18 protein-coding genes are annotated in these 20,938 nt (G+C 68.0%); 10 read left to right on the forward strand and 8 right to left on the reverse strand.

Features of this window, described 5'->3' with window-relative positions:
• Positions 1–73: 73 nt before the first annotated feature.
• From ureC to QFZ47_RS17675, 4 genes are read right to left on the reverse strand one after another with little or no spacing between them, the layout of a single operon-like run.
• Positions 74–1,816, reverse strand: coding sequence for an urease subunit alpha (gene ureC, locus QFZ47_RS17660; RefSeq protein WP_307656853.1), 1,743 nt, complete (start codon positions 1,814–1,816; stop codon positions 74–76).
• Positions 1,817–1,819: 3 nt separating this feature from the next.
• A complete protein-coding gene (locus QFZ47_RS17665) occupies positions 1,820–2,128 on the reverse strand; it encodes an urease subunit beta (RefSeq protein WP_307656854.1) in 309 nt (102 codons plus the stop codon).
• A 14-nt stretch (positions 2,129–2,142) separates the two neighbouring features.
• The gene (locus tag QFZ47_RS17670) at positions 2,143–2,748 is read right to left on the reverse strand and encodes a HupE/UreJ family protein (RefSeq protein WP_307656855.1); all 606 of its coding nucleotides are present in this window, start codon (positions 2,746–2,748) and stop codon (positions 2,143–2,145) included.
• Positions 2,749–2,781: 33 nt separating this feature from the next.
• On the reverse strand, positions 2,782–3,084 hold the full coding sequence (locus QFZ47_RS17675; RefSeq protein WP_018906796.1) for an urease subunit gamma: 303 nt from the start codon (positions 3,082–3,084) through the stop codon (positions 2,782–2,784).
• Positions 3,085–3,189: 105 nt separating this feature from the next.
• On the opposite strand from QFZ47_RS17675, the gene QFZ47_RS17680 reads away from it, so the two are divergent.
• The 3 genes from QFZ47_RS17680 to QFZ47_RS17690 all read left to right on the forward strand — a co-directional run bounded on the left by QFZ47_RS17680 (position 3,190) and on the right by QFZ47_RS17690 (position 8,706).
• A complete protein-coding gene (locus tag QFZ47_RS17680) occupies positions 3,190–6,819 on the forward strand; it encodes a hybrid sensor histidine kinase/response regulator (RefSeq protein ID WP_307656856.1) in 3,630 nt (1,209 codons plus the stop codon).
• 12 nt (positions 6,820–6,831) lie between these two features.
• Positions 6,832–7,920, forward strand: coding sequence for a response regulator transcription factor (locus QFZ47_RS17685; protein WP_307656857.1), 1,089 nt, complete (start codon positions 6,832–6,834; stop codon positions 7,918–7,920).
• A 135-nt stretch (positions 7,921–8,055) separates the two neighbouring features.
• A complete protein-coding gene (locus tag QFZ47_RS17690; protein ID WP_307656858.1) occupies positions 8,056–8,706 on the forward strand; it encodes a PA4824 family protein in 651 nt (216 codons plus the stop codon).
• Positions 8,707–8,721: 15 nt separating this feature from the next.
• On the opposite strand, the gene QFZ47_RS17695 is transcribed toward QFZ47_RS17690, so the two are convergent.
• Complete coding sequence (locus QFZ47_RS17695; RefSeq protein ID WP_307656859.1) at positions 8,722–9,645, reverse strand: LysR substrate-binding domain-containing protein; 924 nt, start codon at positions 9,643–9,645, stop codon at positions 8,722–8,724.
• Between the two features lie 99 nt (positions 9,646–9,744).
• Between QFZ47_RS17695 and QFZ47_RS17700 the strand changes: the two genes are divergently transcribed.
• Both QFZ47_RS17700 and QFZ47_RS17705 read left to right on the forward strand, forming a co-directional pair.
• On the forward strand, positions 9,745–10,956 hold the full coding sequence (locus QFZ47_RS17700; RefSeq protein WP_370880586.1) for a pyridoxal-phosphate dependent enzyme: 1,212 nt from the start codon (positions 9,745–9,747) through the stop codon (positions 10,954–10,956).
• A 31-nt stretch (positions 10,957–10,987) separates the two neighbouring features.
• Complete coding sequence (locus QFZ47_RS17705; protein ID WP_307656861.1) at positions 10,988–11,971, forward strand: Bug family tripartite tricarboxylate transporter substrate binding protein; 984 nt, start codon at positions 10,988–10,990, stop codon at positions 11,969–11,971.
• 51 nt (positions 11,972–12,022) lie between these two features.
• On the opposite strand, the gene QFZ47_RS17710 is transcribed toward QFZ47_RS17705, so the two are convergent.
• Positions 12,023–12,331: a hypothetical protein gene (locus tag QFZ47_RS17710; protein WP_307656862.1), complete on the reverse strand. Its 309-nt coding sequence runs from the start codon at positions 12,329–12,331 to the stop codon at positions 12,023–12,025.
• A gap of 194 nt (positions 12,332–12,525) precedes the next feature.
• Between QFZ47_RS17710 and secA the strand changes: the two genes are divergently transcribed.
• From secA to QFZ47_RS17735, 5 genes are all read left to right on the forward strand, one after another.
• Positions 12,526–15,318 (forward strand): preprotein translocase subunit SecA, encoded by a 2,793-nt coding sequence (gene secA, locus QFZ47_RS17715; RefSeq protein WP_307656863.1) that lies wholly within the window; start codon positions 12,526–12,528, stop codon positions 15,316–15,318.
• A gap of 29 nt (positions 15,319–15,347) precedes the next feature.
• A complete protein-coding gene (argJ, locus tag QFZ47_RS17720; RefSeq protein ID WP_307656864.1) occupies positions 15,348–16,577 on the forward strand; it encodes a bifunctional glutamate N-acetyltransferase/amino-acid acetyltransferase ArgJ in 1,230 nt (409 codons plus the stop codon).
• Positions 16,574–17,449 (forward strand): ATP-binding protein, encoded by an 876-nt coding sequence (locus QFZ47_RS17725; protein WP_307656865.1) that lies wholly within the window; start codon positions 16,574–16,576, stop codon positions 17,447–17,449. Before argJ ends, QFZ47_RS17725 begins: the two co-directional genes overlap by 4 nt.
• Positions 17,446–17,898, forward strand: a complete 453-nt coding sequence (locus QFZ47_RS17730; RefSeq protein WP_307656866.1) for a (deoxy)nucleoside triphosphate pyrophosphohydrolase — start codon at positions 17,446–17,448, stop codon at positions 17,896–17,898. The genes QFZ47_RS17725 and QFZ47_RS17730 overlap by 4 nt, the downstream gene beginning before the upstream one ends.
• 61 nt (positions 17,899–17,959) lie before the next feature.
• Positions 17,960–19,912 carry an acyltransferase family protein gene (locus QFZ47_RS17735; RefSeq protein WP_307656867.1) on the forward strand — a complete coding sequence of 651 codons (1,953 nt, stop codon included), beginning with the start codon at positions 17,960–17,962 and terminating at the stop codon, positions 19,910–19,912.
• Positions 19,913–19,929: 17 nt separating this feature from the next.
• On the opposite strand, the gene QFZ47_RS17740 is transcribed toward QFZ47_RS17735, so the two are convergent.
• A complete protein-coding gene (locus tag QFZ47_RS17740) occupies positions 19,930–20,148 on the reverse strand; it encodes a DNA gyrase inhibitor YacG (protein ID WP_307656868.1) in 219 nt (72 codons plus the stop codon).
• An 11-nt stretch (positions 20,149–20,159) separates the two neighbouring features.
• Positions 20,160–20,915, reverse strand: coding sequence for a cell division protein ZapD (gene zapD, locus QFZ47_RS17745; RefSeq protein ID WP_307656869.1), 756 nt, complete (start codon positions 20,913–20,915; stop codon positions 20,160–20,162).
• Positions 20,916–20,938 lie beyond the last annotated feature (23 nt).

Consider the following 20,938-nt stretch of genomic DNA (forward strand, 5'->3'; position numbering starts at 1 on the left):
TGAATACCTGTGAGGATACGCAGCCTGTCAAGGGGGTGCCCGAGGGGCGCTCCAAGGCCCTGCAGGCTTCGCGTCAGAACAGAAAATACCGTTGCGTCAGCGGCAGCTGCACCGCCGGATCGCAGGTCAGCAGATGTCCGTCGGCGCGCACCGCATAGGTTTGCGCATCGATCTCCATCTTCGGCGTGTAGCCGTTGTGGATCAGGTCCTTCTTGCGCACGTTGCGGATGTTCTTCACGGCACTGAGGTGCTTTGCCAAGCCGTAGCGCTCCTTGATGCCCGCGGCCAGCCCGGCCTGCGAGACGAAGGTCAGCGAACTCCTGGCCAGCGAGCCGCCGTAGCTGCCGAACATCGGCCGGTAGTGCACCGGCTGCGGCGTGGGGATCGATGCATTGGGGTCGCCCATGGCGGCCATGGCGATGGTGCCGCCCTTGATGAGGGTGAAGGGCTTCACGCCGAAGAAGGCGGGCTTCCAGATCACGATGTCGGCCCACTTGCCGACCTCGATCGAACCCACCTCGTGCGCAATGCCGTGCGAGATGGCGGGGTTGATCGTGTACTTGGCCACATAGCGCCTGGCGCGGAAGTTGTCGTTGCGCTCGTTGTCTTCGGGAAGCTTGCCGCGCTGCAGCTTCATCTTGTGCGCCGTCTGCCAGCAGCGCAGCACCACTTCGCCGACGCGGCCCATGGCCTGGCTGTCGGAGCTGAACATGCTGATCGCGCCCAGGTCGTGCAGCACGTCCTCGGCGGCAATGGTTTCCTTGCGGATGCGCGACTCGGCAAAGGCCAGGTCCTCGGCAATGCCGGCGTCCAGGTGATGGCACACCATGAGCATGTCGACATGTTCGTCGAGCGTGTTCACGGTGTAGGGCATGGTGGGGTTGGTGGAGGAGGGCAGGAAGTTCTCCTCGCCCACCACCCGCAGGATGTCGGGCGCATGGCCGCCGCCCGCGCCTTCGGTATGGAAGGCGCAGATCGCGCGGCCGCCCACGGCCGCGATGGTGTTCTCGACAAAGCCCGATTCGTTGAGCGTGTCGCTGTGGATCGCCACCTGCGTGTCGGTGGCGTCGGCCACGTCCAGGCAGTTGCTGATGGCCGAGGGCGTGGTGCCCCAGTCTTCGTGCAGCTTGAGTCCGATCACGCCGGCTTCGATCTGCTCGTGCAGCGCGTCGGGCAGGCTCGCGTTGCCCTTGCCCAGGAAGCCCAGGTTCATCGGAAACGCATCGGCCGCCTGCAGCATGCGTTCGATGTGCCAGGGGCCGGGCGTGGCGGTGGTCGCGAAGGTACCGGTGGCGGGGCCGGTGCCGCCGCCCAGCATGGTGGTGATGCCGGAGGCGAGCGCTTCCTCGATCTGCTGTGGGCAGATGAAGTGGATGTGGCTGTCGATGCCGCCGGCCGTGACGATGTTGCCCTCGCAGCTGATGATCTCGGTGCCCGGGCCGATGACGATGTCCACGCCCGGCTGCACGTCGGGGTTGCCGGCCTTGCCGATGGCGGCGATGCGCCCGTCCTTCAGGCCGATGTCGGCCTTCACGATGCCCCAGTGGTCGAGGATCAGCGCGTTGGTCAGCACGGTGTCGACGGCGCCACCGGCCGTCGGGCCGCTGCCCTTGCCGTCGCGGGTGCGCTGCGACTGCGCCATGCCGTCGCGAATCGTCTTGCCGCCGCCGAATTTCACTTCCTCGCCGTAGCCGCCGGCGCGCAGCGTGTAGTCGGCCTCGACCTCGATCAGAAGGTCGGTGTCGGCGAGCCGCACGCGGTCGCCCACGGTGGGGCCGAAGATCTCTGCATAGGCGCGTCGCCCGATGGTGGCCATGTTTTAGAGCTTTCCTTGAACGAGGCCGCGAAAGCCGTAGACGACGCGATCGCCCGAAAAGTCGACGAGCTCGACCGTGCGTTGCTGGCCCGGTTCGAAGCGCACCGCGGCGCCCGAGGCGATGTTCAGCCGCATGCCGCGCGCGGCCTCGCGGTCGAAGCCGAGGGCGCCGTTGGTTTCGGCGAAGTGATAGTGCGAACCGACCTGGATCGGCCGGTCGGCGGTGTTCTGCACCACCAGCGTGAGCGTGCGGCGGCCCGGGTTGAGCGTGTGCTCGCCCTCGTCGTCGATGATGAGTTCGCCGGGAATCATGGTGGCCGCGCCTTTCAGACGAGGGCCTGAGAAAGCAGCGTGGCGCCCAGCGCCACCACGGCAGCGCCCGCCGCGCGCGGCAGCCAGGCGTTGGCATGGCGCAGCGCCCAGCCGAGCGCGATGCCCGCCAGGTGCAGCAGCACGGTGGCGCCGACCATGCCGGCCAGCGTCAACGCCGCGCCCTGCCCGTCCGCGAGTTCGTGGCCGTGCGCCACGCCGTGGAAGACGGCGAACACGCCGACTACCGCCGCGGCTGCTGCGGCCGGCAGGTGGATGCGCGTGGCCACCAGCAGGCCCAGCACCAGCAGCGAGGCTGCGATCATCGGCTCGACGGCCGGCAGCTGCACGCCCGCCAGACCCATCAGCGCGCCCACGAGCAGCATGCCCGCGAAGGCCAGCGGCGCCCACAGCAGATCGGGCCAGGCGCGGCGCGCGGCCAGCGCGCTCCAGAGGCCGACCGCGACCATGGCCGCGAGATGGTCGGCGCCGGTCAGCGGGTGCAGGAAGCCGGTGGCGAAGCCGTGGTGCAGGCCGCCGTCGGCGCCGGTGTGGGCGCTGGCCGCGAGCGGCAGCAACAGCATGGCAAGAAGGGCGAGGGGCTTGGAAGCGTTGTGGCGCATGGCAGGTCTTTCTTTCTTGCTCCGGAGGAAGGCTCAGACGATGGGTTGGTGGACGGTGACCAGCTTGGTGCCGTCGGGAAAGGTGGCTTCCACCTGGATGTCCGGGATCATCTCGGCGATGCCGTCCATCACGTCGGCGCGGGTGAGCACCGAGCGGCCCTCGCTCATCAGCGCCGCGACGCTCTTGCCGTCGCGCGCGCCTTCCATCACGGCGGCGGAGATCAGCGCGACGGCTTCGGGGTAGTTGAGCTTCAGCCCGCGCGCCTTGCGGCGCTCGGCCAGCAGTGCTGCGGTGAAGATCAGCAGCTTGTCTTTTTCGCGCGGGGTCAGTTCCATGGGAGGCGGCTTCGGGTGGCGTGGAGGTCGGCCATTATTGGGCAGGCTTCGTCTTTGCAACAGTCGTGCCGGTGTTCGCCAAAAGACGTATGGATGGCACGAAAGATGCACCGAAACGGTGTGAACCCCGCCGAGACTTCCACCAGCCCCGACGACGCGCCCCAGCGCATCGTCAAGGTGCGGCGCGACTACAACAGCTGGGTGGCGAGCGAAACGCTCGAGGACTACGCGCTGCGCTACACCCCGCAGCGCTTTCGCAAGTGGTCCGAATGGCGCGTGGCCAACACGGCTTTCGGCGCGGCTTCCTTCCTGGTGCTGGAGGCGGTGGGCGCCACGCTGCTGGTGCAGTACGGCTTTGCCAACGCGTTCTGGGCCATCGTGGCGACGGGGCTCATCATCTTTTTGGCGGGCGTGCCGATCAGCGTGTACGCCGCGCGCTACGGCGTCGACATGGACCTGCTCACGCGCGGCGCGGGCTTCGGCTACATCGGCTCCACGCTCACCTCGCTGATCTACGCGTCGTTCACCTTCATCTTCTTCGCGCTCGAGGCGGCGGTGATGGCCTACGCGCTCGAACTCGCGCTCGGCGTGCCGCCGGTCTGGGGCTACCTGGTGTGCGCGCTGGTGGTGATTCCGCTGGTCACGCACGGCGTGTCGGCCATCAGCCGGCTGCAGCTGTGGACGCAGCCGCTGTGGCTGGTGATGCTGGTGGTGCCTTTTGCCTTCGTGCTGGTGCGCGATCCTGGTGCGTTCGCGGGCATCGTGCACTACAACGGTGTGAAGGCGGGCACCAAGGGCTTCGACCTGCACCTGTTTGGCGCGGCGCTGACGGTCGGCATCGCATTGATCACCCAGATGGGGGAGCAGGCCGACTACCTGCGCTTCATGCCCGCGCGCACCGCCGCGGGCGCCCGGCGCTGGTGGGCCGGCGTGCTGGCCGGCGGGCCGGGGTGGGTGGTGCTGGGCGTGCTCAAGATGCTGGGCGGCGCGCTGCTGGCCTACCTGGCGATCACGCACATGGTGCCGGTCGAGCGCGCGGTCGATCCCAACCAGATGTACCTCGCGGCCTACGAGTACGTGTTTCCGAACTACGGCTGGGCCGTGGCCGCGACCGCGCTGTTCGTGGTGATCTCGCAGCTCAAGATCAACGTGACCAACGCCTATGCGGGCTCGCTGGCCTGGAGCAATTTCTTCTCGCGCGTGGCGCACAGCCATCCGGGGCGCGTGGTGTGGGTGGTGTTCAACGCGCTCATCGCCTTCATGCTGATGGAGATGAACGTGTTCGAGGCGCTCGGCGACGTGCTCGGTCTGTTCGCCAACATCGCCATCGCCTGGATGATGGCGGTGGTGGCCGACCTGGTCATCAACAAGCCGCTGGGCCTGTCGCCGCCGGGCATCGAGTTCAAGCGGGCCCACCTGTGGGACATCAACCCGGTGGGCGTCGGCGCGATGGCGCTCGCCTCGGTGCTGTCGATCACCGCCCACCTGGGTGTTTTCGGACCGCTGGCGCAGGCTTTCTCGGCGCTCATCGCACTGGGCACGGCGCTGGTGGTGTCGCCGCTGCTGGCCTGGGCCACGGGCGGCAAGTACTACCTGGCGCGGGGTTCGGTGGCCAATGGCGCGATCGCCTTCGCACCGGCCGCGGGCCCGCGTGCGGTGCGCTGGGCACGGGTCGAGCACGCCGTGGACGAGGGCGGCGCGGAAGGCAACTACCAGCGCCTCAAGGTGCAGCACTGCGTGATCTGCGAGCGCGAGTACGAAGGCCCCGACATGGCCCATTGCCCGGCCTACCAGGGCGCGATCTGCTCGCTGTGCTGCACGCTCGACGCGCGCTGCGGCGACCTGTGCAAGCCGCATGCGAGCCTTTCGGCGCAATGGTCGTCGGTGCTGCGCTGGCTGCTGCCGCGCTTCAGCTGGCGCTATCTCGACACCGGGCTCGGGCACTTCCTGCTGCTGATGCTGATCATCGTGCCGGTGCTGGCGGTGGTGTTCGGCGTGCTCTACCAGCAGGAGCTGCGCGCATTGGGCGAAGGCGCGCTGCAGCTGGCCTCGCAGTCCGAGCTGGCCGAAGCGCTGGCCGGCGTGCAGCAGTCGGCGTTGCGCTCGGGCTTTCTCAAGGCGTACATGGCACTGCTGGTGATTGCGGGCGTGGTGGCCTGGTGGCTGGTGCTGGCGCACCAGAGCCGGAGAGTCGCGCAGGAGGAATCGAACCGCCAGACCCATCTGCTGATGCGCGAGATCGAGCTGCACCGCGCCACCGACCGCGCATTGCAGTCGGCCAAGCAGACGGCAGAAGAAGCGCGCGAAGTCGCCGAGCAGGCCAAGCTCGCGGCCGAGCAGGCGCGGCGCGCCGCCGACCAGGCCAACCAGGCCAAGAGCCGCTACATCAGCGCCATCAGCCATGAGTTGCGCACGCCGCTCAACAGCATCCTGGGCTATGCGCAGCTGATGGGCGAGGACCAGTCCGTGCCACCGCACCGCCAGCAGGCGGTGGCGGTGATCAAGCGCGGCGGCGAGCATCTGCTGTCGCTCATCGAGGGCACGCTGGCCATTGCCCACATCGAGGCCGGCAAGCTCACGCTGCATGCCAGGCCCATGCGCTTTGCCGACACCCTGCGCGAGCTGGCCGACATGTTCGAGCTGCAGGCGGCCGAGAAGGGCCTTCGGTTCCGCTTCGAGACCACGGGCAGCTTGCCCGAGGTGGTGCGCGCCGACGAGAAGCGGGTGTGCCAGATCCTCATCAACCTGCTGGGCAATGCCATCAAGTTCACGGCCGCGGGCGAGGTGACGCTGCGGCTGTCGTACGCGCGCGAATTCGCCTCGGTCGAGATCGAGGACACCGGCCCCGGCATGACGGCCGAAGACATCGAGCGCATCTTCGAGCCCTTTGCGCGCGGCGACGCGGCCGCGGCATCGACTCCCGGCGCGGGCCTGGGCCTCACCATCGCCAAGATGCTGACCGACCTGATGGGCGGCGAGATGAAGGTGCGCAGCACGCCGGGGGAAGGGTCGCTGTTCTGCGTGCGGCTCTTCCTGCCGCGCGTGCACGATGCGGCCGGCGGCTCGGGCCGGCCGGCGCGGGTGCAGCGTGCGCGGCGCGGCTACGAAGGCCCGCGCCGGCGGCTGCTGGTGGTTGACAACGAGGAGGCCGACCGCGAGCTGCTCGGCCATGTGCTGGCGCCGCTCGGCTTCGAGCTGCGCAGCGCCGCCAGCGGCCACGACGCGCTCGACCTCATCGCGGCCGGCTACCGGCCCGATGCCATGTTCGTCGACCTTGCGATGCCCGGCATCGACGGCTGGGAGACGATCCGCCGCGCGCGCAAGCTCGGGCTGGCCGATGCCAGCGTGGCCATCGTCTCGGCCAATGCCTTCGACAAGGGCCTGGAGAACGACGTGGGCATTGCGCCCGAAGATTTCTTCGTCAAGCCGGTGCGCCACACGGAACTGCTCGACTGGCTCGAGCGCCGCCTCGGCCTGCGATGGACGGACACCGCCGCCAGGCCGGCTCCTGCTGCGGCGCCGCGCGCCATGCATGCACCGTCGCTTTCGAGGCTGCGCGCACTCGACGAAGCGGTGAGCCTGGGCTACTTTCGCGGCATCATGAACCAGCTCGACGCGATCGATGCCGAACAGCCCGAATGCCTGGCATGGACCGAGGCGCAGCGCGTGCTCGCGCGGCAGTTCCAGTTCGAGGCCATGAGCCGGGCGCTTGCCGCCGCGGTCAGCGCGGCCTGAAGAACAAGTCCCATGGAAACTACACCGCTTGCAAGAACACTGCGCGAACAGGGCGCCAACAGCGACCTCGTGCTGATCGTCGACGACGTGCCCGACAACCTCGCGGTGCTGCACGATGCGCTCGACGAGTCGGGCTACACCGTGCTCATTGCCACCAACGGCGAACAGGCGCTGCAGCGGGCCGCGCAGGCGCGTCCCGACATCGTGCTGCTCGACGCGATGATGCCGGGCATCGACGGCTTTGAGGTGGCGCGCCGGCTCAAGGCCGATGCCGCGACGGCGCACATCCCGATCGTGTTCATGACCGGCCTCACCGAAACCGAGCACCTGGTGGCCGCACTCGAAGCGGGCGGTGTCGACTACGTCACCAAGCCGATCAAGCCCAAGGAAGTGCTGGCCCGCATGAACGTGCACCTGCAGGGCGCCCGCCGCGCGCGGCAGGACGCGCGGCAGGCCGGCCAGGCCCGCAATGCGCTCGATGCCTTCGGCTACGCGAGCATCACGGTGCGCCTGCCCGAGGGCAAGCTGATCTGGCAGACCGCGCTCGCGCGCGAGCTGCTGCAGCGCTACTGCGACACCCGCGCACCCGAAACACCGCCCGTGGTGCTCGAGTGGCTGCGGCACCATGCGCCCGATGCCAGGCACCGAGGCATCGAACCGCCGGTGCTTTCCATCGTGCTAGGCGCCGCCGGGCCGCCCCAAGGCGCGAGCGGCCCCCTCGGGGGGCAGCGAGGACACGCAGTGCCGAGCGTGGGGGCCACGCCAACCACGAGCAGCCTCAGCCTGCGGCTGCATCGGCAGACCGGGCAGGACGACGACGGCGACGAATGGATGATCGTCATGCGCGAGGTGTCGGACACCGCCGTGATCGAGGCCATGAGCCTGAGCCTGAAGCTCACGGCGCGCGAGGCCGAGGTGCTCTACTGGGTGGTCAAGGGCAAGACCAACAAGGACATCGGCGAAATCCTGGGCAGCAGCCCCGCCACCGCCAAGAAGCACCTGGAGCGGGTGTACGTGAAGCTCGGGGTCGAGACGCGCACGGCCGCCGCGGGGGTGGCCATCAAGCGCATCCGCGAGCTGCAGCCGCAGTTCGAGATCTAAAAATCTGCCGGGCAGTCGCCGCGCCACCGCGGCGACTTTCGCCATCCCTAGAATGCCGTGTCTTTCGGGATGCCGGCGATGAAAAAGAACAAACTCAGAACAACAATTCGATGGCCGCAACCTGCCTGGCTGCCCGTGGCTGCCTGCATTCTGGCGAGTGCCGGTGCCCGGGCCGCAGGCCATTTCGACATCGATGACGCCGGCATGCTCGATCCTGGCCAATGCCAGTACGAAGCCTGGTGGGGCCGCACCGGCCCCGAACCGGTGACCGGGCTGCACATCGGTCCGTCCTGCCGCGTCGGGCCGGTCGAGCTGGGGCTGAACATCGACCGACTTTCAGTTCAGCGCGTGCACACGGTCACTGCGGGCCCGCAACTCAAGTGGAACTTCTTCGGACCAGCGGCCGATGCGCCGCTGAGTGCGGCGCTGTCGCTCGGTGCCATGTTCGACCTGACGCGTGGCGGCCGTGCGGGCGGCCAGTTCGTGCTGCCGGTCACGTGGCGCCCGGCGGACAGCCTGCAGATTCACGCCAACCTCGGCGCCGACTGGGCCACCGGCACGGGCGCCCGCACACCGCGCGGCGGGCTGGCGGTGGAGTGGGCGCTCGACGACAAGGTTTCGCTGATCGCCGAGCGCAGCCGCGCGTCGGGGGTCTGGACCTCGCGCATCGGCGGGCGCTTCGCCCTCACGCCGCTGGTCAGCGTGGATGTCAGCGCCTCCAGGACGGGACCGCAGCGCGTGCGCGGCTTCGTCGTGGGGCTGAACCACGAGTTCGGCTGGAAGTAGGACGCCGGTGCGGCCTCAGCGCAGGTAGCGCTGGATGCGCTTCTCGTCTTCCGCCAGTTGCCGTCGCATGAGCGAGAGAAAGTCGCGCGCGGTGGTGGACAGCACCTTGCCCGCGGGCAGGGCCAGCACGCAGGAAAAGAACACGTCGACCGAGAGCCGGCGCACCACGAGGCCGCGTTCCGCGTAGTCGAGCGCGGTGATCGGGTTGACCAGCCCCACGCCCAGGCCGCGCACGGCCATCTCGCACACGCTGGCCGCATAGGGCGTCTGCACCATCACCCGAAGCGCCGCGCCGCGTTCGGCCAGTGCGGTTTCGAGCCCGCGGTGCGAAGGGTCTTCGGGGTTCAGGGCCAGGAAGGGCACCTGCGCGAGCTGCTCCGGCTCGACGCGCTTGAAGCGCGCCAGCGCATGGCCTTGCGGCATCACGACCACGCCGGGAAAGCGCGCGAAGGTCGAGTGATCGATGCCTTCGAGCGGCAGTTCGTCGGCCATCAGGCCGAAGTCGGAGACGCCCTTTGCCACGCGGTCGCGCACATCCTTGGAGCTGAGCACCTGCAGCGACACCTGCGGCCACGGACTGTTGTCGCCCCGGTGCGCCTTCAGGCGCTCCAGCGCACGGGGCATGAAGCCGAGGCCGAAGGCCGGATAGCAACTGAGCTCGAGCTGGTTGGTGCCGAAGTCGCGCAGGCTGCGCATGCGGTGCTCGATGGCCTCCATGCCGATGAAGACGCGCTCGACCTCGGTCCACAGCGCGTGCGCCTCGGGCGTGGGCACCAGCCGCCCTCCGGTGCGCTGGAACAGGAGCATGCCGGCCTGCGCCTCGAGCCGCTTGAGCGACTGGCTGATGGCGGGCTGCGTCACATGCAGCAGGGCCGCGGCCTTGCGCGTGGAGCCGGCGCGCATCAGGGCCCGGAACGTCTCTATTTCGGTGAAGCGCATCGATAAGTTTATTTATCGCTTGAGTATTTCAAGCTAGATGATTTTATTTGCAGACGCCTAAGATTTGGGCACGACCTCTCCACCCAGGACCGCCTGAACATGCCTGCGCCCGTACTCCGCTTCAAGCTCGCCTCGGCTTCCGAGCCGTCCGCCGATCCGCCAGGCACCGCGCGGACCCGTCCGCCGCGCCCGGCGAAAAATCCCCGATTGCAAGGCTTTCGGTGCCTGCGCTGCGAGGCTCCCTATCCGCTCACGCTGGCGAACGACGGCTGCCCTGCCTGCCGCGGCTTGGGCATCCACGTCGGGCTGCACGCGAGCTACCTGCCGGGTGGCGGCAGCCCCCTGCCCATGCCCTACGCGCCGGGCTTCACGCTGGGCGAGGGCGGCACGCCTCTGCTTGACATCCCGGAGCTTGCCCGCGCGTTCGGCGTGGCGCGCCTCGCGCTCAAGGACGAATCGGGCAACCCTACCGGCTCCCACAAGGACCGCATGACCGCGGTGGGCGTGGCCCAGGCGCTGGATTTCGGTGCCCACACGCTGGTGCTGGCCTCTTCGGGCAATGCCGCGATCTCGGCGGCGCACTATGCGTGGGCCGCGGGCCTGCGCTGCGAAGTGGCAACCTACGAAGGCCTGCCGGCCGCCTATGCGCGGCAGCTCGATGCCCTTGGCGCTCGGCGCCACATCTTTTCCGACAACGCCGGCCGCTGGGCTTTCGTGCGTGAGCGCTCACAACATCCGGGTTATTTCGCGCTGACCAATTACCGCCTGCCAGCATTGGGAAGCGCGCCGCTGGCGATCGAGGGCTACAAGCCCATTGCCCTGGAGTGCCTGGCCGAGGGCGGCCTGCCCGATCACGTGGTGATTCCCACGGCGCGCGGCGATCTGGCCTGGGGCATCTACGCGGGCTTTCGCGACCTGCTGGCCGCCGGGCGCATCTCGCGCCTGCCGCGGCTCTGGCTGGTCGAACCTTTTGCGCGCCTCTCGCGCGTGCTGGCCGGCGGCGCGCTCGACGGCATGTACCCCGGCCACACCGCGCAGTTTTCCACCGCCGGGTCCACCGTGACCTTCCTGCAGTGGCAAGCCGCAGTCGCCTCGGGCGGTGGCGCGGTGGTGGTGGGCGACGACCAGGCCCGCGCGGCCCGGCGAACGCTCACGGCGGCCGGCGTGAGCGCCGAACTGTGCGCGGCGGCCGGACTGGACGCCCTGCGCCAGCTGCGCGAGGGCAACGCCATTGCCGGCGATGCCCACGTGGTGCTGATGCTCACGGCCAACGCCTCACGCGACCCGAGCTGGCCCGACCCGGCCGCCTGAACTTCCGAGCCATCCAGAAGGAACCGAAACCATGCAAGCAATGCAACGCCGCGCCTTCCTGGCTGCCGGTTCAGCCGCCCTGTTCACCACCACGGCGCAGCGCGCCTGGGCGGCCTTTCCCGACAAACCCATCAAGCTGATCGTGCCGTGGGCCGCCGGCGGGAGCACCGACGCCATTGCGCGCGCCATGGCGCAGCGCATGAGCCAGACGATCGGCAACTCGGTGATCGTCGACAACCGGCCCGGCGCGGCCGGCCAGATAGGCACCGAGGCAGCGGCCAAGGCCGCGCCCGACGGCTACACACTGGCCATCGTCGAGCTGCCGCACGCCATTGCGCCCGCGGTGACCACGCGCTTGCCCTACGACCTGCTGCGCGACTTCACGCCGGTGACGATGATCGGCACCTCGCCCCTCGTCTTCTTTGCGGGCATGGACGACGACAGCCGGGATTTCAAGACCTTCATCAGGACGGCGGCCGCCCGTCCGATGCCGCCGGCCATTGCGCATAGCGGCGCCGGCACGGTGAGCCACCTGGCGGCCGAACTGCTGGCGAGCCGCACGAAGATCAGGTTCAACATGGTTCCCTATCGCGGCTCGGCGCCGGCGCTCACCGACGTGGCGGCGGGCACGGTGGCCGGGCACTTCGCCACGCTGGCCAGCGGTTCCAGCCTGCTGGGCGCCAACCGGATCCGCCCGCTGCTGGTGACGAGCGCGCAGCGCGTGAACATTCCGGGGCTCAAGGAAGTGCCTGGCCTCGCGGAGAGCGGGCTCAAAGGTCTGGAGATCGACCAGTGGTGGGCCATGGTGGCGCCCGCCACCACGCCGCTGGAGGTGACCGAGCGGCTGCGGCGCGAAGCCATCGCGGCGCTGGACCATCCGTCGGTGAAGGAGCGCATGGCCGTGCTCGGCGTGCAGCTGCAGGGGTCCACCACGGGCGAGCTGCGGGCTTTCATGCGCGCCGAAGCCGAGCGCTGGCAGAAGGTGGCGCACGACATCGGGCTTCAGCCGCAATAGGTCGGGAGCCGATGGGCGGGCCGTTTGCGCGGCCGGCCGTTTTTCTTTTGTTCAGCGCCCGGATTGCACCTTGATCCGGATCGTGTTCACGTCCCAGCCCTTGTTGCGCAGCCGGGTGACCAGCATCGGCGACAGCTGCCGCAGCTTGGCGGCCGCGGCGCTGCCGTTGACCAGCAGGCACCACACGTCCCCTTCGGCCGGGCCGGCCTGCACGGCCGGGCGCATGGGCGGCGGGATCAGTCCCTCGACCGCCCGCAGCCGCTCGCTCGCGTCGCGCGCGCGGGCGATCAGGCTCGCCAGGGTGGGCGAACCTTCGGCGGCCTGCTGCAACGTGAAGGGGGGGACGGAGCGGCGATTCATGGGTAATCCGGAGGGTGGAACAAGACAGCTAAAATGCCCGGTTTGCCGACGCTTGCGCCGGCAGATCCGGTCTGGAGCCGCTTGCCTTCTTCGGAGCTTGCATTCGAAGAAGGTGCGCCCAACTGCTTTCACCATATCTTAGGGAATCCGGTCGCAGTGCCTGTCGTGTCAGGTGCCCGCCCATCTCCACGCCAATGGCAACCAACTTCCTGACCCAGATTTTCGGCAGTCGCAACGACCGGCTCCTCAAGCAGTATCGCAAGACGGTGGAGCGCATCAATGCGCTCGAACCCGAATTCGAGAAGCTCACCGACGACGGGCTGCGTGCCAAGACTCAGGAGTTCAAGGACCGCATCGCCAAGGGCGAAACCCTCGACGACCTGCTGCCGGAAGCCTTTGCCACCGTGCGCGAAGGCTCCAAGCGCGTCATGAAGATGCGCCACTTCGACGTGCAGCTGCTCGGCGGCATGGCGCTTCACAACGGAAAGATCGCCGAAATGCGCACCGGCGAGGGCAAGACCCTGACCGCCACGCTGCCGGTGTACCTGAATGCGCTGTCGGGCCAGGGCGTGCACGTGGTCACCGTGAACGACTACCTCGCCAACCGCGACGCCCAGTGGATGGGGCGCCTGTACAACTTCCTTGGCCTCACGGTGGGCATCAACCTGCCGCAGATGCCGCGCGAGGAAAAGCAGCAGGCCTACGCCAGCGACATCACCTACGGCACCAACAACGAGTACGGCTTCGACTACCTGCGCGACAACATGGTGTACGAGCCCGGCGACCGGGTTCAGCGCAGCCTGAACTACGCCATCGTCGACGAGGTGGACTCCATCCTGATCGACGAGGCCCGCACGCCGCTGATCATCAGCGGCCAGGCCGAAGACCACACCGACCTTTACCTGGCCATCAACAGGGTGGTGCCGCTGCTAACCAAGCAGGAAGGCGAGGCCGATCCGCGCACGGGTGAAGGCGTCACGGTGCCGGGCGACTTCACGGTCGACGAAAAAACCCACCAGGTGTTCCTGACTGAAGACGGCCACGAGAAGGCCGAGCAGCTGCTGGGCGAATTCAAGCTGCTGCCCGAAGGCGCGTCGCTCTACGACCCGGCCAACATCACGCTGATGCACCACCTGAACGCCGCGCTGCGCGCACGGCACCTGTACCACCGCGATCAGCACTACGTGGTGCAGCAGGGCGAAGTGGTCATCGTCGACGAATTCACCGGCCGCCTCATGACGGGCCGGCGCTGGAGCGATGGCCTGCACCAGGCCGTGGAAGCCAAGGAAGGCGTGCAGATCCAGGCCGAGAACCAGACGCTGGCCTCCATCACCTTCCAGAACTACTTCCGCCTCTACGGCAAGCTGGCCGGCATGACCGGCACGGCCGACACCGAAGCCTACGAGTTCCAGGAAATCTATGGCCTCGAGACGGTCATCATTCCGCCGAACCGCATCAGCAGGCGCGACGACCAGCTCGACCGCGTCTACAAGACCACGCGCGAGAAGTACGAGGCGGCCATCCAGGACATCCGCGAATGCTACGAGCGCGGCCAGCCGGTGCTGGTGGGCACCTCGTCGATCGAGAACTCCGAAATCATCGACGGCCTGCTCACCCAGGCGGACCTGCCGCACCAGGTGCTCAACGCCAAGCAGCATGCGCGCGAAGCCGACATCGTGGCGCAGGCCGGCCGCACGAAGATGATCACCATCGCGACCAACATGGCCGGCCGCGGTACCGACATCGTGCTGGGCGGCAACATCGAGAAGATGGTCGAGGCCATCGAGAACGACGAAGGCCGCGACGACGCCACCAAGGAGGCCGACATCGCGCATGTGCGCGCCGAATGGACCAAGGACCATGAATTCGTCAAGTCGCTCGGCGGCCTGCGCATCATCGCAACCGAGCGCCATGAGTCGCGCCGCATCGACAACCAGCTGCGCGGCCGCTCGGGCCGCCAGGGCGACCCGGGCTCCTCGCGCTTCTACCTGAGCCTGGACGATCCGCTGATGCGCATCTTCGCGGGCGACCGCGTGAAGGCGATCATGGACCGCCTCAAGATGCCCGACGGCGAAGCCATCGAGGCCGGCATCGTCACGCGCAGCATCGAGAGCGCGCAGCGCAAGGTCGAGGCACGCAACTTCGACATCCGCAAGCAGCTGCTCGAATACGACGACGTTTCGAACGACCAGCGCAAGGTGATCTACCAGCAGCGCAACGACATCCTCGACGCGGGCGACCTCACGGCGCAGATCGCGGCGCTGCGCGAAGGCTGCTTCACCGATGTCGTGCGGCAGTACGTGCCGGCCGAATCGGTCGAGGAGCAGTGGGACCTCGACGGCCTCGAAAAGAGCCTCGCCAACGAGTGGGGCATCGACATGCCCCTGAAGAAGGACATCGAAGCGGCCGAGGCCGTGAGCGACGAAGACATCGTCGAGAAGGTGGTCAAGACCGCCAACGACAGCTTCGATGCCAAGGTGGCGCTGATCGGCCAGGAGAACTTCACGCAGTTCGAGCGCATGGTGCTGCTGCAGAGCATCGACACCCACTGGCGCGAGCACCTGGCCTCGCTCGACTACCTGCGCCAGGGCATTCACCTGCGCGGCTATGCGCAGAAGCAGCCCAAGCAGGAATACAAGCGCGAGGCCTTCGAGCTCTTCGGCCAGCTGCTCGACTCGGTCAAGAACGAAGTCACGCGCCAGCTCATGACGGTGCGCGTGCAGTCGGGCGAGCAGTTCGAAGAAGCGGCGGATGCGCTCGAGAGCCGCGGCGAGAACCTCTCGAACATCACCTACAGCGCGCCCACCGAAACCGGCGAGGTCGAGGTGCGCCTGGACGAAGAAAACCAGCGCCGCATCGCGGCCGCGGGGCTGGGGCTCGGCACGCTCGGCGCCGAAGCCGCGGCCTTTGCCCGCGTCGGCCGCAACGACCCGTGCCCCTGCGGCAGCGGCAAGAAATACAAGCATTGCCACGGCAAGCTCAGCTGACCCAGAAACTCCGGAGAAGAGAAACCGCCATGCCCGTGAACCTGTCCGCCCCTGATCCTGCCGCCTTGTTCGCGGTGCCCGGCGTCCGCATCGGCGTGGCCGAAGCGGGTGTGCGCAAGGCCAACCGCAAGGACCTGACGGTGGTGCTGATCGACGAAGGCTCGGCGGTCGGCGGCGTGTTCACCCAGAACCGCTTCTGCGCGGCGCCGGTGCAGGTCTGCCGCGACCATCTGGTGGCCAACTACGGCATTCGCGCCATGGTCATCAATACCGGCAACGCCAATGCCGGCACGGGCGAAGACGGCCTGATGCGCACGCGCTCCACCTGCATCGCACTCGCGCGCCAGCTGGAGATCGCGCCCGAGCAGATCCTGCCGTTTTCCACCGGCGTGATCATGGAGCCGCTGCCCGTGGACCGCATCGAGGCCGGCCTGCCGGCCGCGCTGGCCGATGCTTCGGAGAACCACTGGGCGCGTGCGGCCGAAGGCATCATGACCACCGACACGATCCCCAAGGCGTTCAGCCAGCGGGTTCAAATTGGCGGCGCCACCGTCACCATCACCGGCATCAGCAAGGGCGCCGGCATGATCCGCCCGAACATGGCGACCATGCTGGGCTTCATGGCCACCGACGCAAAGATCGACCCGGCGCTGATCCAGCCGCTGGCCAAGCGGCTCGCCGATGCCTCGTTCAATCGCGTGACCATCGACGGCGATACCTCGACCAACGACTCCTTCGTGGTCATTGCCACGCAGAAGGCGGCGCACGCCACCATCACCTCGCTCGATTCGCCCGAAGGCCAGGCCCTGGTCGAAGCCATGCAGAACGTCGCGCGCCAACTGGCGCAGGCAATCGTGCGCGACGGCGAAGGCTCCACCAAGTTCATCACCATCCAGGTCGAAGGCGGGCGCGATGCCGCCGAGTGCAGGCAGGTGGCTTATGCCGTGGCGCATTCGCCGCTGGTCAAGACGGCGTTCTATGCCAGCGACCCCAACTTGGGCCGCATCCTCGCGGCCGTGGGCTACGCGGGCATCGAAGATCTCGACCAGACCGGCATCGACCTGTTCCTCGACGACGTGCACGTGGCCGTCAAGGGCGGGCGCAACCCGTCGTACCGCGAGGAAGACGGCCAGCGCGTGATGAAGCAGAGCGAGATCACGGTGCGCATCGGCCTGGGCCGCGGCAAGGCCAGCGAGACGGTGTGGACCTGCGACTTCAGCCACGAGTACGTGACCATCAACGCCGACTACCGGTCATGAATGAACAGTTCCAGAAGCTGATCGAGCGCGCCGAACAGCTGATCGGCCGCATCGAATCGATCCTGCCGCAGCCGCTGGCTGCACCGGCCGACTGGAACGCGTCGATCGCCTGGCGCTATCGGCGCCGCAGTTCGGGCCACGGCGTGCTCGAGCCCGTCAAGCACGTGGCTGCGATGGCACTCGATTCGCTGAAGGAAATCGACATCCAGAAGGAAAAGATCGAGCGCAACACGCGCCAGTTCGTCGAAGGCAAGCCGGCCAACAACGTGCTGCTGACCGGCGCGCGCGGCACGGGCAAGTCGTCGCTGATTCGCGCCTGCCTGCAGGCCTACGCGCCGCAGGGACTGCGCCTGATCGAGGTCGACAAGGCCGAACTCACCGACCTGCCCGACATCGTCGAGGTGGTGTCGCAGCGGCCCGAGAAGTTCATCGTGTTCAGCGACGACCTGAGCTTTGACGAGGGCGAGCCCGGCTACAAGGCGCTCAAGTCGATCCTCGACGGATCGATTGCCGCATCGACGCCCAACGTGCTGATCTACGCGACCAGCAACCGGCGCCACCTGCTGCCTGAATACATGAAGGACAACCTCAGCTACACCCACACCGAGGACGGCGAAGTCCATCCCGGCGAGGTGATCGAGGAAAAGATCTCGCTGTCGGAGCGCTTCGGCCTGTGGGTGAGCTTCTATCCGTTCAGCCAGAACGAATACCTCGCGATCGTCGCGCAATGGCTGTCGTCGTTCGGCGTCGACAAGGCCGCCATCGAGGCAGCGCGGCCCGAGGCGCTGGTCTGGGCGCTCGAGCGTGGTTCGCGCAGCGGCCGCGTGGCCTACCAGTTCGCGCGCGACTACGCGGGGCGGGCCACGGCATGAGCGCACAGCCGGGCCGCAAGCACACCGAGGTGGCCGTCGGCGTGCTGATCCGGCCGGCCGACGGCGCGCTGCTGCTGTCGACCCGCCCCGAGGGCAAGGCCTATGCGGGCTTCTGGGAATTCCCGGGCGGCAAGATCGAGGCCGGCGAGACGGTGGAGCAGGCACTGCGCCGCGAGCTGCACGAAGAACTCGGCATCACCATCGCGGGCGCCAACGCCTGGAAGATCACCGAGCACGACTATCCGCACGCGCTGGTGCGGCTGCACTGGTGCAAGGTCACGGCCTGGAGCGGCGAGTTCGAAATGCGCGAAGGCCAGGCCATGCGCTGGCAGCAACTGCCGCTGGACGTGGCGCCGGTGCTGCCGGGCGCGCTGCCGGTGCTCGAATGGCTGACCCAGGAGCGCGGCCTGCCCGCCTCGGCGGCGCTGGCGGTTTCGACACTGGCCTGATGGACAGGGCGGCGCGGATGCGCGGGCGCGTCCAGCGAACGCCGCGGGCCCGAGGCACGGCATGATGCATCCCAAGTACCGCCCCGACATCGACGGCCTGCGTGCCGTGGCGGTGGCCTCGGTGCTGGCCTTCCATGCGTTTCCCGATGCATTGCCGGGGGGCTTCATCGGGGTCGACATCTTCTTCGTGATCTCGGGTTTCCTGATCACGACCATCCTCATGCAGAGCCACGCGGCGGGCGACTTCAGCTACCGCGATTTCTACGCGCGGCGCATCCGGCGGATCTTTCCGGCGCTGACGCTGGTGCTCGCGGCCACGCTCGCCTTCGGCTGGTATGCGCTGCTGCCCAGGGAGTTCACGGAGCTCGGCAAGCAGGCGGCCGGCGGCGCGGCCTTCGTCGCCAACTTCATCTTCTGGGGCGAGGCCGGCTATTTCGACACCGCCGCGGAGGCCAAGCCGCTGCTGCACCTCTGGTCGCTGGGCATCGAGGAGCAGTTCTACATCTTCTGGCCCATGCTGCTGGCGTTCGCCTGGCGCCGGCGCTGGCCGGTCCTTCGGCTGCTGTGGGTGCTCGCGGCGGCGTCGTTCCTGGTCAACGTGCTGACCATCCATCCCTATCGCACCGCGGCTTTCTACTCGCCCGCTTCGCGCTTCTGGGAACTGATGGTGGGCGGGATCCTGGCCTGCATGCGCCTGCAGTCCGCCAACAAGCAGACGCCGGCACCGGCCTGGCGCAGCCACCTGCAGTCGTGCCTGGGCGTGGGGCTGATCGTGCTCGGGCTCGTGATGACCCGCAGCGACAAGGCGTTTCCGGGTTGGTGGGCGCTGCTGCCCACGCTGGGCGCGGCGAGCTGCATCGCGGCCGGACCGGCGGGCGTGCTCAACAGGCACCTGCTCGCGAGCCGCCCGATGGTGTGGATCGGCCTCATCAGCTACCCGCTCTATCTGTGGCATTGGCCTTTGCTGGTGTATGCGCGCATCGTGGAAGAGGGCGAGCCGGCGGCGTGGATTCGCGCGGCTCTGTTGCTGGCGAGCGTGGTTCTGGCCTGGCTCACCTATCGCTTCGTCGAGCGCTTCACGCGGGCGCGAGCGCACGCCGGCATGCTGCGTGCGCTCGGGGGCGTCAGCGTGGCGATTGCGGTCGCCGGCCTGCTCGCGCTGGGCGGCATGCCGCCGCGAAACGGCAGCGACCTGCTGCGCAAGGTGACTGACGCCACCGTGGACGACAACTACTACGCCGGATTCGAGCAGCAGAAGCTCGGCGCCTACCCGGTCAAGCGCGTGGGCAGCGGGCCGCGCACGGTCTTGCTGATCGGCGACAGCCACATCCAGCAATACGCACCCCGTGCCATGGCGCTCGCAGGCAGCGCGCCCGCGCGCATGGCAACGACCTATTTCTCGACCTATGGCGCCTGCCCGCCGGTGCCCGGCATGGTCGCCGAAGGCAACCCGGGTTGCGAGCAGGCGCGCAGCGAGATGCTGGCGTTGGCGCTCGATCCGCGGATCGATACCGTGGTGGTCGGGGCCTGCTGGAACTGCTATTTCACGGGCAATTTCCCGCTGCCGTTCTACTTTCGCGAAGGTGATGCGGCCTATCTCGTGAACAACGGCGGCGACGGCCTCGGCCGCTCGCTGGCCTCGCTCGAGAAGCTGCTGGCCGAACTGGTGCGGCAAAAGAAGAAGGTCTACCTGCTGCTGGACAACGCGAGCGGCCCCGAGTTCGAACCGCGCCGGCTCATCGAAGGCAGCCGCATGGGCCGGATGGTGGCGCTGCACAGCACGCCCACGGCGCCCCTGCCGCCGGAACAGGCGCGGCTCAACGAGCAGCTGAAAGCCCTGGCGCGGGCGAGCGGTGCGGAGCCCATCGATGTGATGGCGAGGCTTTGCACCGATGGACAGTGCCTGCGGGCAACGCCCGACGACGCACCGGTCTACAAGGACCGGGAGCATCTGCGCCCGGCCTACGTCCGCCAATACGCGGACTATCTCGACCGCATCCTTCTGGCGCCGTAGCAGCGCCGGATGGAACGCTACTGCACTTTCTTCGGATCGCCGAAAGGCTCGTCGTCGGCCGGTGCTTCGGCCGGCATCCGGAACTCCTCGCTGGCCCAGGCGCCGAAGTCGACGCCCTTGCACCGCGCGCTGCAGAACGGGCGGAAGGGGTTGCGCTCGGCATAGACGCTGTCGCCACCGCATGCGGGGCAGCGGACGATCCGCTCGCCGATCTTGTTCTTGTTCGCGTCGTTCATTGCCCAGCGGCTCAAGCGCAGAGGGTGAGTTCGAATGCGACGTCGTCGGTGCTCGGATGCAGGCGGTCGTCGGCTTCGTGCCGCATCATCCGTACCGACACCATGAGCCGGTTGCCGCTGATTTCGGGAATCAGCCCCAGCTGCGGATCGATGCGCAGGCGCAGCAGCTGGAAGCTGCGCCCCTGCGGCAGGTTCTGCTGGAACTGCCCGCCGGTGGCCATGACCTTGTACGGCACATCGGCATCGCGCAGCAGCTTGAGCAGCAGGTAGATGGATTCGGCCAGCGGCGAAAGCGTGGCCGACCAGCGTTCGAGGTCGGCGCGGCGGCTGGCCGCGCTGCGATGCTGCCATGCGTAGTAAGCGGGCAGGTCGAATTCGCAGGTGCCGCCAGGAATGCCCGCGCGGCTGCGAATGCTCATGAGCCATTCGTTTTCCGTCAGCGACTGGCCGGCCTTGCCGGCGACGGCATTGAGCGTGGCGAAATTGCGTTCCAGCTGGCCCACCACCTGGTCGAGCACGGCCTCGGCAATGGCCGGATTGCCCCGGTAGCTGTTGAAGACGTTCTTGTGCTTGTCGAGATCGCGCATCACGTCGGCCTTGAGGTCGGCGCGCGCGGCAACGTCCATGATCTCGAAGATCGTGACCAGCGCGTAGTGGTGCGAGAGCGCGGACTCCGCGGGCACCAGCTCCCCGAGCCGGCGAAACAGGTGCTCCAGCCGCAGGTAGGTGCGGATGCGCTCGTTGAAGGGGTACTCGTAGAGGATCACGCGGTTCTATAGCTTTCCTGTCG

The organism is Variovorax paradoxus (assembly GCF_030815975.1).
GTDB classification, from domain to species: Bacteria; Pseudomonadota; Gammaproteobacteria; order Burkholderiales; family Burkholderiaceae_C; genus Variovorax; species Variovorax paradoxus_N.